The 14,254-nt window shown below is 59.7% G+C and carries 12 protein-coding genes and 1 pseudogene; 6 read left to right on the top strand and 7 right to left on the bottom strand.

Annotated elements, in window-relative coordinates; genetic code table 11:
• The first annotated feature begins 24 nt into the window (after positions 1-24).
• Positions 25-622 (top strand): annotated as a pseudogene (gene pncA / locus VDP61_RS01095) (bifunctional nicotinamidase/pyrazinamidase).
• Here the strand turns inward: pncA and argC are convergent.
• Entirely contained in the window at positions 619-1,533 is a 915-nt protein-coding gene (argC, locus tag VDP61_RS01090; protein WP_323005093.1) for an N-acetyl-gamma-glutamyl-phosphate reductase, read from the bottom strand. The pseudogene pncA and the gene argC overlap by 4 nt on opposite strands.
• 111 nt (positions 1,534-1,644) lie before the next feature.
• Between argC and pncB the strand changes: the two genes are divergently transcribed.
• Positions 1,645-2,937, top strand: coding sequence for a nicotinate phosphoribosyltransferase (gene pncB / locus VDP61_RS01085; RefSeq protein WP_323005092.1), 1,293 nt, complete (start codon positions 1,645-1,647; stop codon positions 2,935-2,937).
• 56 nt (positions 2,938-2,993) lie between these two features.
• Here pncB and VDP61_RS01080 read toward each other — a convergent pair whose 3' ends face one another.
• From VDP61_RS01080 to arfB, 5 genes are all read right to left on the bottom strand, one after another.
• Positions 2,994-4,466 (bottom strand): inorganic phosphate transporter, encoded by a 1,473-nt coding sequence (locus VDP61_RS01080; protein WP_323005091.1) that lies wholly within the window; start codon positions 4,464-4,466, stop codon positions 2,994-2,996.
• Positions 4,467-4,539: 73 nt separating this feature from the next.
• A complete protein-coding gene (locus VDP61_RS01075; protein ID WP_323005090.1) occupies positions 4,540-5,010 on the bottom strand; it encodes an NUDIX hydrolase in 471 nt (156 codons plus the stop codon).
• Entirely contained in the window at positions 5,007-5,924 is a 918-nt protein-coding gene (locus tag VDP61_RS01070) for a phosphotransferase enzyme family protein (protein ID WP_323005089.1), read from the bottom strand. Before VDP61_RS01070 ends, VDP61_RS01075 begins: the two co-directional genes overlap by 4 nt.
• An 18-nt stretch (positions 5,925-5,942) precedes the next feature.
• Positions 5,943-7,217, bottom strand: coding sequence for an aspartate aminotransferase family protein (locus VDP61_RS01065; RefSeq protein WP_323005088.1), 1,275 nt, complete (start codon positions 7,215-7,217; stop codon positions 5,943-5,945).
• Positions 7,214-7,636 carry an alternative ribosome rescue aminoacyl-tRNA hydrolase ArfB gene (gene arfB, locus VDP61_RS01060; RefSeq protein ID WP_323005087.1) on the bottom strand — a complete coding sequence of 141 codons (423 nt, stop codon included), beginning with the start codon at positions 7,634-7,636 and terminating at the stop codon, positions 7,214-7,216. Before arfB ends, VDP61_RS01065 begins: the two co-directional genes overlap by 4 nt.
• Before the next feature lie 458 nt (positions 7,637-8,094).
• On the opposite strand from arfB, the gene VDP61_RS01055 reads away from it, so the two are divergent.
• Positions 8,095-8,436 (top strand): hypothetical protein, encoded by a 342-nt coding sequence (locus VDP61_RS01055; RefSeq protein WP_323005086.1) that lies wholly within the window; start codon positions 8,095-8,097, stop codon positions 8,434-8,436.
• 3 nt (positions 8,437-8,439) lie between these two features.
• On the opposite strand, the gene VDP61_RS01050 is transcribed toward VDP61_RS01055, so the two are convergent.
• Positions 8,440-10,014 (bottom strand): choice-of-anchor L domain-containing protein, encoded by a 1,575-nt coding sequence (locus VDP61_RS01050; RefSeq protein WP_323005085.1) that lies wholly within the window; start codon positions 10,012-10,014, stop codon positions 8,440-8,442.
• Between the two features lie 223 nt (positions 10,015-10,237).
• Between VDP61_RS01050 and dapE the strand changes: the two genes are divergently transcribed.
• The 3 genes from dapE to rnr all read left to right on the top strand — a co-directional run bounded on the left by dapE (position 10,238) and on the right by rnr (position 14,213).
• The gene (gene dapE / locus VDP61_RS01045) at positions 10,238-11,395 is read left to right on the top strand and encodes a succinyl-diaminopimelate desuccinylase (RefSeq protein WP_323005084.1); all 1,158 of its coding nucleotides are present in this window, start codon (positions 10,238-10,240) and stop codon (positions 11,393-11,395) included.
• On the top strand, positions 11,392-11,826 hold the full coding sequence (locus tag VDP61_RS01040; RefSeq protein WP_323005083.1) for a GNAT family N-acetyltransferase: 435 nt from the start codon (positions 11,392-11,394) through the stop codon (positions 11,824-11,826). Before dapE ends, VDP61_RS01040 begins: the two co-directional genes overlap by 4 nt.
• Before the next feature lie 134 nt (positions 11,827-11,960).
• Entirely contained in the window at positions 11,961-14,213 is a 2,253-nt protein-coding gene (gene rnr, locus VDP61_RS01035) for a ribonuclease R (protein ID WP_323005082.1), read from the top strand.
• Positions 14,214-14,254 lie beyond the last annotated feature (41 nt).

The following is a 14,254-nucleotide window of genomic DNA, read 5'->3' as shown; positions in this document are numbered from 1 at the left end:
AGAAGACGCAGCTAAGGAAACGCCATGACCAACGCGCTGATTGTTATTGATATACAGAATGATTTTTGCCCCGGCGGTGCCTTGGCGGTGGCCCAAGGCGATGCAATCGTTGCGGGGATCAACGCGCTGATGGCGGATTTTGACGCTGTGGTGCTGACCCAGGATTGGCACCCGGCGAATCACAGCTCGTTTGCCGATAACCATGCGGGGGCTGCGCCGTATAGCATGATTGAGATGCCTTACGGCCCCCAGGTGCTGTGGCCGCGCCATTGCGTGCAGGGTTCGGATGGTGCCGCGTTTCAGGGGGGGGCTGAACAGCGACCGGGCCGATATGGTAATTCGCAAAGGCTTTCGCCCTGAAATCGACAGCTATTCCGCATTTTTTGAGAATGACCATAAAACCCCTACGGGGCTGGATGGCTATCTGCGCAATCGCTGTGTGACCAAGCTGGTGCTGGCCGGGCTTGCAACCGATTTTTGCGTTGGGTTCTCGGCGCTGGATGCGGCCTCGTTGGGCTTTGACGTGACCGTGCGGATGGACCTGAGCCGCGCCATTGACCTTGATGGGTCACTGGCGGGCATGGTGGAGAAGATGAAAGCCGCAGGGGTGGTGCTGGCCTAAAGCCCGGCACCTTCTTCCAGCCCCAGCATGATGTTCAGGTTTTGCACGGCGGCACCGGATGCACCCTTGCCCAGATTATCCAGAACCGCCGACAGAACCACGCGCCCGGAAGCCGCGTCGCCCAGCACCGACAGTTCCAGCATGTTGCTGTTGTTCAGCGCTTGCGGGTTTTCGCGGGCTTGGGCCTGACCCAAGGGGCGCACGGTGACAAACTGGCTGCCCGCGTAATGGGCGGTCAAAGCTGCCTGTATTTCAACCGCGCGGCTGGTGTGCAGCGGAATTTGCACGATCATGCCTTGGGCATAATGCCCTACGGCGGGCACGAAAATCGGGGCATGGGCAAGATTGCCGTAATGCATCACCTCAGGCATGTGCTTGTGGTGTTGCGTGGTGGCATAGACAAAGCTGCCGTTCGTCTCGCCCTTTTCAAATTCGGCAATCATCGCCTTGCCCCCACCCGTATAGCCCGAAATGCCAAAGATCGACAGGTCGGCATCGGTGCCAACCAGCCCGGCATCGGTCAAGGGGCGCAGCAAGGCAATCGCACAGGTGGAATAGCAGCCGGGGTTGGATACGCGCTTGGCACCCGCAATCGCAGCGCGCTGGCCTGCACCAAGTTCGGGAAAGCCGAACACCCAGTTGGGATTGACGCGATGCGCGGTGCTGGCGTCAATCAGGCGGGTGGGCAGCGCCTCGCAAATCGCAGCCGCCTCACGCGCGGCATCGTCGGGCAGGCACAGAATGGCGACATCGGCAGCGGCAAAGGCATCGGCCCGCGCGCTGGCATCTTTGCGCCGATCTGCGGGCAGGGAAATCAGGCTGATGTCATTGCGCCCCAGCAGGCGATCACGGATTTGCAGGCCGGTGGTGCCAACCTCGCCGTCGATAAAGACCTTTGCGTTCATTTCCATGCCCTTTTCTGGTTGTGTTGCGCCCCCTTGTAACGGCTGGTGCGGGCTTCGCCAAGCTGGACAAGGGGCAAGTGGCTTGATTTAAGCACAGTCAGGCAACAGGGGCGGAACATGGTTGATATTGCAACGCGGGTCTATAACCACAAATGGAAGATTGACCCGATTGTCCGGTCGCTGCTGGATACCGATTTTTACAAGCTGCTGATGTGCCAATCGGTGTTTCGCAACAAGCCCGACACCAATGTCACCTTCAGCCTGATCAACCGCACCAAAAGCATTCGCCTTGCCGATCTGGTGGATGAGGGGGAACTGCGTGAGCAGTTGGACCATATTCGCACCCTGCGCCTGTCGCGTGGCGAAAGCACATGGCTGCGCGGCAACATGTTTTACGGCAAGCGCCAGATGTTTCGCCATGATTTCATGGAGTGGTTCGAGGGGCTGCAACTGCCGCCCTATCATCTTGAAAAACGCGATGGCCAGTATGAACTGACGTTTGAGGGCAAATGGCCCGAGGTGATGATGTGGGAAATTCCGGCGCTGGCAGTGCTGATGGAGTTGCGGGGCCGTGCAGTGCTGGGCGGCATGGGTGCGTTTGAATTGCAGGTGCTTTACGCCCGCGCCATGACCAAACTATGGGAGAAAATCGAGCGCCTGCGCAAGATCGACGGGCTGAAGATTGCCGATTTCGGTACGCGGCGGCGACATTCCTTCATGTGGCAGGATTGGTGCGTGCAGGCGATGCAAGAAGGCCTTGGTTCGGCGTTCTCCGGCACCTCGAACTGTCTGATCGCGATGCGCCGAGAGGTCGAGGCGATCGGCACCAACGCCCATGAATTGCCGATGGTTTACAGCGCTTTGGCCGATAGTGATGCCGAGCTGGCGCAAGCGCCCTATCAGGTGCTTGCCGATTGGCATGAAGAGCATGACGGCAACCTGCGCATCATGCTGCCCGATACCTACGGCACCCAGGGTTTTCTTGCTCGTGCGCCGGAATGGTTGACGAAATGGACCGGGATTCGGATTGACAGCGGTGACCCGGCAACCGGGGCGGAAATGGCGATCAAATGGTGGCAAGCGCGTGGTGAAGACCCGCGCAAAAAGCTGGTGATTTTTTCCGATGGGCTGGATGCCGAGGTGATCGAGGCGTTGCACCGCCAATTCGTGGGCCGGGTAAAGGTGTCGTTTGGCTGGGGCACCATGCTGACCAATGATTTCCGCGGCTTGGTGGCGGGGGATGCGCTGGCGCCGTTCAGCCTTGTGTGCAAGGCGGTTTCGGCCAATGGCCGGCCTACGGTAAAGCTGTCTGATAATCCCAACAAGGCAATGGGCCCGGCCGATGAGATTGCCCGCTACAAGCGGGTGTTTGGGGTCGGCAACCAGACGGCGCTGGATGTGATTGTCTGATCGGGCGCTGTGCAGAACCGGGGCGGAAAGTCAGCCTTTTTTCCGCAGATGCCGCCTCAAAGCGCCAACAGCGACAGGCACCAAAATACCCCGGCTGACAGCAAGGCCGTTGCCGGAACCGTGATGACCCAGGCGGCAATGATCGTCAGGAAATGCGAACGGCGCACCAGTTTGCGGCGGCCGCGTTCCTCTGGCGCTACGGGTTTGCCCTTTAGAATCCCCAACTCGCGGGCGCGGCGTTCGGCATGCCATTCGCGGTAAAACCCGACGCCAAATATGGCGCCAACCGCGATATGCGTCGAACTGACCGGCAGGCCCAGCCATGAGGCCAGGATAACCGTGATCGCCGCTGACAGCGCCACACAATAGGCGCGGATCGGGTTCAGCTTGGTAATCTGGCTGCCTACCATCCGGATCAATTTTGGGCCAAACAACAAAAGCCCAAAGGAAATTCCGGCGGCCCCCACAACCATCACCCAAAGCGGAATCTGTACCTTGCTGGAGGTGTCAAAATCCTGGACGGCATGAACGATCGCGGCCAGTGGCCCAACGGCATTGGCCACATCATTCGCCCCATGCGCAAAGGACAGCAACGCCGCCGAGGCGACCAACGGTATGCCGAACAGCTTTTTAAGCGATTTCTTGCGGTTCTCCAGCCCTTCGGATTGCCGACGGACAAGCGGCTTGGTGATGACCTGCGTCACCAAGCCCACGCCAACCCCGATCAGCAAAGCTGTCGGCAGGTCAATCTCGACAATCTTTTTCAGACCTTTGAGCGAGAGATAGGCAGCAAATGCCCCTGCCATGATCGCTGTCAAAATTGGCACCCAGCGGCGCGCGGCCGCAATTTTATCATCGGCATATTCCAGTTTGGCCTTGATAAAGGCCAAAAACATCGCCGCAACCGCGCCCCCCAAAACCGGAGAAATGACCCAGCTTGCGGCGATCTGCGCCATTGTGGGCCAGTTGACAGCCATCAGCCCCGCTGCCGCAACGCCTGCCCCCATAACGCCGCCAACAACCGAATGGGTGGTCGACACCGGTGCGCCCATCCATGTCGCAAGGTTGATCCACAGCGCCGCCGAGATCAGCGCGGCCATCATCGCCCAGATGAACGTGCCCCGGTCAGCAAGACTTTCCGGTGAGACAATCCCGCCTGAAATGGTTGAAACCACATCACCGCCAGCCAAAAGCGCGCCGGCAGTCTCAAACACTGCGGCAATCGCAATCGCACCGCCCATCGTCAGGGCATTGGCCCCGACCGCCGGGCCCATGTTGTTGGCCACATCATTGGCCCCGATATTCAGCGCCATATAGGCCCCGAATACAGCCGCAGAAATGACGATAAGCTGGTCTTGTGATCCGCCCGTCAACATGGCGGCGACCACGGCTACGAACACGATGAACGCCAACCCCAAGCCGGGCGCAACCAGCGGGCGGGCCACATATTGGGTGGCCTGTTCCAGATGCGAGATGCGGTTAAGGTCTTTGTCCAGCGTCTTCCACTGGTTCACCGGGCGGTCGGTCATTGGGATGGCCTGTCATGCGCGTGTTACATTTTGCGCGGGTGCTATCTGGTTTTTCGCGTGGGAACAACGCAGATCACTCAAAATTCGCAAGATGGTCTTGAATAAGCGCTTGCAGCGCCGGTTGGCGTAGCCGTTTGATTGCGTCGGTTTTCGACATCCATCGTGGGTTACGCAGGGCAACTTCTGGGAAATTATCTGCGATGCTGGTGACATGCAGGGCAAAGACGTAAACGGTGCAGGATTGTTTCAGGCCGGTCGCCCGCCGCTTGTGGTAGCGAAAGCTGCCGATCGGGTCGGAAGAGATGTGGCCCTTTACGCCCGCCTCTTCCCACGCCTCGATTCTGGCGGCTTCGGCCAGGGTTTTGCCGCGCATGGGCCAGCCTTTGGGAATCATCCAGCGCTTGCTGTCAAGGCTGCGAATCAGCAAAAGCTGGATGTCGCCGTCATTCCTGCGCCAGCAGAGTGCCGCAACCTGCAGTAAATCCGGGCGATAGAACAGGCTGCGAATTGCGTCACGGATGGCCCCAAAAAAGGCAGAGATCACGCCATGACCCGTTTTGCACAAAGCAGGGCGCGGGCGATATGGCTGCGCATGATCAGGTCATCGGGCGCAAGGCGCGGCATCGTCCAGCCCACCGAAGCAAGGCAACGGGCAAGCGTAAAGATATCAACCATTGCCGCATCTGTCGGGCGCAGACCCTTATAGCCAGCAATAAGCGCGTCGCGAATATCGGCGAAGGCAGGCTCATACAGGTTTTGCGACAAGACGGTGCCAAGATCATAAAGAGGAAAGCCAAGGCCGCTGTCGTCAAAGTCGATCAGCGACAGGGCCTTGCCGTCTACAAGGATGTTTTCGCGCAGTACATCGGCGTGAACCGGGATGATCGGCGTGGTCTTGGCATGGGTTTGCAGGGCGGCGCGCAAAAACTGACGCGCGCTTTGCATCTGGTCGCGCTCGGGCTTGGTCAGCGCGGCATGATCCCAAAACCTGCCCCAGAACGGGGTTTCCCCAGTCAGCCCGTCAATATCCCAGGACGGGCGGTCAAATGTGCTTGGCAGGTTCAGCGATAGGGGGGCGCTGTGGATGCGGGCCAGCAATTGGCCAAGGGCATGATGCTGCGCTGCCTGATCTGCGGCGGAACCGGCCAGCGGCACCCCCGCCTCGCCCAGTGGCGCGCCCGGCAGCCATTCTACGGCGGTGGCCATGCGGCCGCCCTGCACCGTCACCAGATCGGCGCCGTTCTGGGCAGGCAGCGGGCGCGGCACCGGCAGGCCATTGTCGGCCAAAGCCCCACAAAACCACAGCTCTGACGCAATTGCTGCCTTGGTCTGATAGCCCATGCGGTGCAGCCGCAACGCGGCGTGTTTGCCATTTGGCAAGGCCATGCGGAACACGGCGTTTTCGCGGTTGCGGATCAGGGCAAGGGGCGTGCCCCCCCCATTGTGCGGCGGCCTCACGGGCCAGGTCCTGGATAGTCATGCTGGCACCGGCGTTGTTGCCAGCGCCTCTTGCAGCGCGTCAATCAACAGGTCGGCATGCGCGCGCCCAAAGGGCAGCGGCGGGCGAATTTTCAGGGTATTCTCGGCGCGGCCAATGCGGTTCAGAATAAAGCCCTTGGCCACCATCACCTCGACCAGATCCTCGACGAATGCGGTGGCGGGGGTGTTTTCGGCGTCCAGCACAAATTCGGCCCCAAAGAACAGGCCCACACCGCGCACCTCGGCCAGCAGCGGGTGGCGCAGGGCGCGCAACCGCTCCATGACATAGGCGGCGGTTTGGGCCGCGTTGTCTTGCAGCCGCTCATCGTCGATCACCTTCAGCGTCGCGATGCAGGCGGCCGCCGATACCGGATTGCCGCCAAAAGTATTGAAATAGCCAAAGGCATTGCGAAACGCCGCCATCACATCGGGCCGCGCCAGCACTGCCGCCACCGGATGCCCATTCGCCATTGGCTTGCCACAGGTCACCACATCGGGCGTCAAGCCCAGCCAGTCATGCCCCCAGAAATGGCTGCCCATGCGGCCAAAGCCCGGCTGCACCTCATCACACAACACCAGCCCACCTGCCGCGCGGATCACGGCTTGCGCCTTGTCGAAAAAGCCGGGGTGGACGGTGGGGATGCCTTCATTGGCAAAGGCGGGGCAAAGCATCATGCCGGAAAAGCCTATGCCGCAGGCGTTCAGATCGTCAATCGCCGCCTGAATCTGGGCGGCAAAAATACTGCCATCCGGGTCGGGGCTGCGCAGGCTGTCGGGGGCCGGAATCCGCCGGACATGCGCCGGATACCCCCCGATCGGCGGGCGGCGCGATGACAGCGCCGAGGTCGCCGCCGTGTTGCCGTGATAGGTGTTGTCGGTCGCAATAATCCCCATTTTTCCCGTCACCGCCTGCGCCATGCGCAGCGCGATATCATTCGCCTCTGACCCTGTGCAGGTCATGATACATTGCGAAATATCATGACCCAGCCGCGCAATAAGCTGCTCGATATAGTCCAGCACCAGATCGTGATGATAGCGGGTGTGGGTGTTCAGAATGGCGGCCTGTGTGGCAATCGCCGCAACCACCGCCGGGTGGCAATGCCCGACATGCGGCACGTTATTGTAGCAATCAAGGTAGCGCTTGCCCTCCACATCCCACAGCCAAACCCCCTCACCCCGGACAATATGCACCGGGTTGCGATAGAAGGTTGGCACATTCGGCCCCATCAGGCGGGCGCGGCGGTCGGTCAGGCTTTCAACATTGGGTGTCATTCGTCAGGCTCCACTTTGCCGCGCAGGGTTTTAACGGTGCCGCGCACGGCCTTGGCGGCAAGGCGACGTTTTTGGCTGCCATAGGTTGGCTTGGTCGGGATTCGCCGCTTGGGGGCGACAAGTGCGGCGCGGATCAGTTCTGCCAGCCGTTCGCGCGCCAATTCGCGGTTACGGATCTGACTGCGGGTTTCCTCGGCGCGGATCACAATCGCACCATCCAGCGTCCAGCGCCTGCCCGCAAGCCGTTTCAGCCGGGTTTTCACCGGGCCAGACAGATGTGGAGAGCGTTCTGCCTCAAACCGCAACTCGACCGCGGTTTCGACCTTGTTCACATTCTGCCCGCCGGGCCCCGAGGAGCGTGTGAAGGTTTCTGACAGTTCCCAATCCGCAAGGGTGATTTCACTATTGATCCACAACATGGGCCGACCCTAGCGGAAATTACGGCAGGGGGAAGGGGGGTTGCGTGACGGGCTGTACCGGGCAGCAAGGGCATTGGGGCGCGCGCGATCGGCCCGCCTTGGGTGACAAGCGGATTGGCGCGGTTCTCGAACATGCGCAGCAAGGGCAGCGCCGGCATTTCCGATGTTTTCGGGTTTGTGCCCGAGGGGCGGCACGCTCTGGCGGCAGGGGTAAGATGGCGCCTTCCCGTGCTTTGCCGCCCCATGATGGTTTTGATGGTGGCGCTTTTGCCCATGCCATTGCGGCCCGGCAGCCCGGTTTCTCACTGCAATGCGCCCCTGATATTTCGCCATTGCTGTTCAAGCGGGGCTGTTCAAGCGGGGCCGGGCAGGCCTTTTCCATCTTGTCCGGTTGCACATTGCTTGACAATCGCGGCGCGTGCGTTCAGGCCAACGCGACAAATTCCAAGGGTGACCCCATGACAGATGATGCCGAAAAGCCCAAAAAGACCTCGCGTCAGCAGGTCTATACATTGGTGATCGAGGTTGGCCGCAACCCCGGCGACGGCCTGCCTGCCAAGGCAACAGGCGCAGCCCTGATGATCTATGCCAGCGGTGTGGATGAGGCCGAGGCGGTGCGTGAAACCGTGGCGATCCTGAAGCAAGCTGATATGGCGCCGCTTGATGTGTCGGGATACGGCACCCTGGAAGAGCGGCTTGAATCAGGCGACGAAATTGACCCTGAAGAGCGGGCGCTGATGACCCGCGCCCTGACCGAAAATTCGGTTGTCGTGGCCTCTATGACGCCGTTTTTCGACTGATCCTCAGGCGGCCTGCGACAGTAGCAAATGGGCCTCATGGGCCTTTACGTCATAGCGGGCTGCGACAAAGGCGTTTGCGTTGGTGCGCAACTGGGGGAAAAGGGCCAAAACCTCGTCCCTTGTGTCTTGCTCCATCGCATTCAATACCTGCGCGCCGGGATGAAAGCTTTCGGTTTCCAGCCCGTTTGACATCACGATCTCATGGCGGTCGCATAGGATGTGGAAATATTCCACTTCTTCGCCTGATTGGTCCAGCCGCACATTGCGGCCATTCACCAAATGCTGCGCGCGGATCAAAACCTCGGCCTCGCCGCACAGCAACTCTGCCCTGGCCCCACGGAACAAGATGCGGTGTTGCTGGGATACGACCAACCGATCATGTACCCCAAAACTGTTTGCGTCGATGATCACCGGCGCAAAGGCCCCATGGCCCAGGGCCGTGCTGGCCCCGACCCAGCGCACTGGCTGCAAGCCGCTGTCCAAGGTCCACACCCTGTCGCCCGCCATCAAATCCTGCACGGCAATTTCGCCCCTGTCCGTCTGGATGCGGGTGTCTCGGGTGAAACACGGGGGCAGCGTGACCACCGTGACAAAGGCGGTATCGGTAGTGCCGAGCCCGTCAGACACCTCATAGGAAAAGGTGTTGCTGGCCGCCGAAGACCCGCTTTCCAACGTGATTGTTCCATCAGCATTCAGGGTAATCACTTCACCCGTTGCCAATGTGATGGTGCTGCCGGCAACCACATCCTGCCCATTGATTTTGGTGATTGTCAGGGTGACCCCGGTTGCCCCGACATCATTGGCAAGCAGGTCGATTACCTTTGTGCTGTTCGGGTCAAGCTCTACCGTGTCATCATTGGCAATCAGCGCCGTCTGAACGCTGTTCGCGACGATCATCAGATTGCTGTCATACATGCGATCCCCCCCGTCGGCGATTGCGATTTTTATCGTGTTTGGCACGCCGGGGTTCATCGGGGCTTTAAGGGTCAGGGTGATGGTAAAACCATCCATCTCGGTATTATAGGGAGAGCTGCTTGCCGGGTTGTTTACATAAAGATTGGAATTGGAGACGTTGTTTATATTGTCGATGGAAATCGCGCCTGTGCCCACGGTCAGCACTGCGGGCACCCCATTTACCCAAACACCCACCGCATCATTGAAACCGGATTTGACAAATTCAAGATACTCCTCTGACGAGAAGCTGACCTGCATTGTCAGCGTGTTGCCGATTGGCGTGAAATTCGCTTCAAAGATCGCCGCATCATAGGTTTTTTGGCCCGATATCGCATCAAGCTGGCTGTCACCCGGTGTTTTATGTTCGGTTGTGGTGGACGCGCTGCGGTTGGCTGCGCCGCTTGAGTTGGTAAAATCGGAGGCCCTGCCGGTCGACAGAATAACACCGCTGTCTGAGGGCACCACACCCGGCGAGGTGGTAAGCCCGCCCGAATAAATACCCGAGGCCGAGTTCGCCCCGGTATAGGTGGCGTGGTTGACCGTGATGCCAGACCCGAACATGGTCGCAGCCATTTCTTCTGCCGTTGCCGAGGTGTCCACAGCCAGTTTTGATGCAGCAACCATTTTACACTCTCCCAACATTTGCTTGATGACAGTAAGCGCCCGTTTGCTTAATGCTGCGCAAACAGCCCCACGCAATTATCGCCGTCATTTTAGACTTATTTATGGCATCTCGGGTTACCGACATTTCGCAAAGACTCTTTTACCCCCGGTTGCGCGTGCATGACAGAGGCGTTATCGCTTGGCGGTGCCGCCAGAGGCGCAGCTTATCCAAGGATGATCACAGATGCGCAATACCGTCACGCCCATTGACCCCGTTGCTTTGACCGCCGATCTTATCCGTTGCAATTCCGTGACACCTGCCGAAGGTGGGGCGCTGGTTTTGCTGGAGGGTTTGCTGACAAGTGCCGGTTTTAGCTGTACGCGGGTGGATCGGGGGGGCATCGCCAATCTTTTTGCGCGCTGGGGGCGCCCCGGTGCGAATCGCAGTTTTGGCTTTAACGGGCATACCGATGTTGTGCCCGTGGGTGACATTGCCGCATGGACGCATGACCCTTTTGGGGCCGCGATTGTGGATGGCTGGATGTATGGCCGGGGGGCGACCGATATGAAATCGGGGGTCGCCGCCTTTGCCGCCGCAGCGATTGATTTTATCCGTCAAACCCCGCCCGATGGCGCTGTGATCCTGGCCATTACCGGCGATGAGGAAGATATCGCCGCCGATGGCACTGTGGCCCTGCTGGACTGGATGGCTGCCAATAACGAACAGATGAGCGTCTGCCTTGTCGGAGAGCCGACCTGCCCGAATGTGATGGGCGAGATGATGAAGGTCGGGCGGCGTGGCTCGCTCACCGCGCATTTTACGGCGCGCGGCGTGCAGGGCCATTCCGCGTATCCGCACCGCGCCAACAACCCGCTGAATGCGATGGTGCGGTTGATGGACAAGCTGGCAACGCATGAGCTTGATACAGGCACCGAGCATTTCGACCCGTCTACGCTGGCAATCACCACGATTGATACCGGCAATACGGCGACAAATGTTATCCCGGCGACCTGCCGCGCCACGGTGAATATCCGCTTCAACGACTGCCATAGCGGCGCGTCGATTTCCGATTGGCTGCGGGCCGAGGCGGCGGCGATGCAGGCCGCAACCGACATTCAATTTGGCGTTACGACCACAATCTCGGGCGAAAGCTTTATCACGCCGCCGGGTGAACTTTCGGCGCTGGTTGCCAAGGCGGTGCAGGCGGAAACGGGGGTGACCCCGGTACTTTCCACCTCTGGCGGTACATCAGATGCGCGGTTTGTCAAAGATCATTGCCCGGTGGTGGAATTTGGCCTTGTCGGCAAAACCATGCATCAGGTCGATGAACGGGTCGAGGTGGCACAGATTCACCACCTCAAGGCCATCTACAGCCGGATTTTGGCGGATTATTTCGCATGAGCGCCAAGATTGAGGTCACGCAAGATATCACGGCCTGTCTGGGCCTGCGGCGCACCGTGTTCATCGAAGAACAAGGCGTATCCGAGGCGGATGAGCGCGATAATCTTGATGCGCAGGCAACGCATCTTTTGGCACGGGTTGGCGATAGGGCCGTGGGGTCGGCCAGGCTGCTGACTGCGGGCAAGATCGGTAAAATCGGGCGGGTGTGTGTGTTGGCCGATCAACGCGGCACCGGGCTTGGGGCGGCGCTTATCCGGGCCGCTGTGGAACAGTTCCGTCAGATGCCGGGTATTGAAACGGTCAAGCTGGGTGCGCAAACCCATGCAATTGCGTTTTACGAAAAGCTGGGGTTTGCGGCGTATGGCCCCGAATATGATGATGCCGGTATTCCTCACCGAGATATGATGTTGGACCTGTCGCTTGACGCGTGACGCCGCGAATTGCGCATGCTAAAGTGTTTCGCCTTAATCCGGAATCACATATCGCTGCCTGAAATCAGAGATTTCAACGCGTTATGTGGAAAATTTTGTTTCAAGTTATAGTTGAAACGCTATAGGGCATGATCATGGAACAATTACCGTCTAAACCCCAGATCGTGCAATGGTTGGCTGACAACCCGACGCTGACATCCAAACGCGATATCGCGCGGGCCTTTGGTATCAAAGGCGGCGCATTGCGCATTGAGCTGAAGCGTATGCTGAAAGAGTTGGAGGAGGAGGGCGCGCTGGTCAAAAAGCAGCGCCATTACCGCGACCCTGATGCGCTGCCGCCTGTGTCTATCTTGAAGGTCGAGGCACCGGACGCCGATGGCGATCTGTTTGCCAGCGCGGTGGAATGGAACGACGAAGGCGATGCCCCGCGTATTCTGATCATCACCAAAAAATCCGACCCGGCACTGGGGCAGGGTGACCGGATTTTGGCGCGGTTGGAACCCGTGGGCGGCAAGGACCATGACTATGAGGCGCGGCTGATCCGCAAACTTGGCTCCAACCCGCTGAAGCTGCTGGGGATATTCCGAACCGATAGCGAAGGTGGGCGGATTGTTCCGGTCGATAAAAAGAATGACAAGGAATGGCGCGTGTTGCGTGACGGCACCATGGACGCCCGCGATGGCGAGCTGGTCGAGGCTGAACAAGCAGGCCCCCGCCGCATGGGCCTGCCGCAAGCCCGCATCACCGCGCGGCTGGGTGACCCGTCTGGCCCGCGTGCGATTTCGCTGATCGCCATTCACGAACATGGTATTCCTGACCAATTTCCCGACAATGTGGTGGCCGAGGCCGATGCCGCCGAACCCGCCCCGATGGCCAAGCGCGAAGATCTGCGCGACTTGGCCTTGGTGACGATTGACCCGGTGGATGCCCGCGACCGCGATGATGCGGTGCTGGCGATGCCCGACCCCGATAAGGCCAATCCCGGCGGGCATATCGTTTGGGTTGCGATTGCCGATGTGGCACATTACGTTCGCCCCGGTTCGGCGCTTGACCGTGAGGCGAAAAAACGCGGCAATTCCAGCTATTTCCCCGACCGGGTGGTGCCGATGCTGCCCGACACACTTTCGGGTGATCTGTGTTCGTTGCACGAAAACGTCGATCGCGCCTGTATGGCGGTGCGGATGGTGCTGGATGCGCATGGCCGCAAGATCAGCCACCGCTTTACGCGTGGGATGATGCGTTCTGTGGCCTCGCTCAGTTATGCGCAGGTGCAGGTTGCGATTGATGGCACCCCCGATACCGTAACCGAACCGCTGCTGGACGATGTGCTGCGCCCGCTTTACGCCGCCTACCACGCCACCAAACAGGCCCGCAATGAACGCCAGCCGCTGGATCTGGACCTGCCTGAACGCAAGATCATCCTGTCGGATGAGGGCAAGGTGCTGTCGGTCGATTATTACGAACGCTTCGACGCGCATAAGGTGATTGAAGAGTTCATGATCCTCGCCAATGTCTCTGCCGCCGAGGAGCTGATAAAACTGAAAACACCGCTGTTGTTTCGGGTGCACGAAGAACCCAGCCCGGAAAAACTGCAAGCCCTGCGCGAAGTGGCCGAGGCGTCTGGTTTTGTGCTGGCCAAGGGGCAGGTGCTGCAAACCAGGCATCTGAACCAGTTGCTGTCGGCGGCAGAGGGGACGGAATTTGATGAGCTGATCAACATTTCGACCCTGCGGTCAATGACCCAAGCCTATTACAACCCGCAAAACTTTGGCCATTTCGGGCTGGCTTTGCGTAATTATGCGCATTTCACCTCGCCTATCCGGCGCTATTCCGACCTGATCGTGCATCGCGCGTTGATTGCGGGGCATGGCTGGGGCAGTGACGGGCTGACGGCGCAGGATATTGAGGAACTTGCCGATACCGCCAAGCAAATCTCGGACACTGAACGCCGTTCGATGCTGGCCGAGCGTGACACCACCGACCGTTACCTTGCGGCCTATCTGTCGGAACGGGTGGGGGCCAGCTTTACCGGCCGGGTGTCAGGGGTGCAACGCTTTGGCCTGTTTGTGAAGCTGGATGACAGTGGCGCCGATGGCCTTGTGCCGATCCGCTCGGTCGGGCGTGAGTTTTTCCATTTTGACGCGGATAGTCAGACCCTGATGGGGGCCGATACCGGGATGACCATCGGCATCGGTCAGCGTGTAACCGTGCGATTGACCGAGGCGGTGCCAGTAACCGGCGGGTTGATTTTGGAGCTGCTTGAAATCGAAGACCGGACCTTGCCCAAAAGCCACGCGCCACGCGGCAGGGGCGGGCCGCGCAAACCCGGCAAGGCCGCTGCCAAGGCCAAAGCGATCAAGCGCAAAGTGCTGCGCAAGCGCAAATAACCGCGCATGCCACCGGCCCCGCGTTGCCAATCGGGCGCCAA

The organism is Pseudorhodobacter sp. (assembly GCF_034675685.1).
GTDB lineage: Bacteria > Pseudomonadota > Alphaproteobacteria > Rhodobacterales > Rhodobacteraceae > Pseudorhodobacter.
Note: the sequence above shows the minus strand (reverse complement) of the source record. Positions and strands in the feature narration are given on the sequence as shown.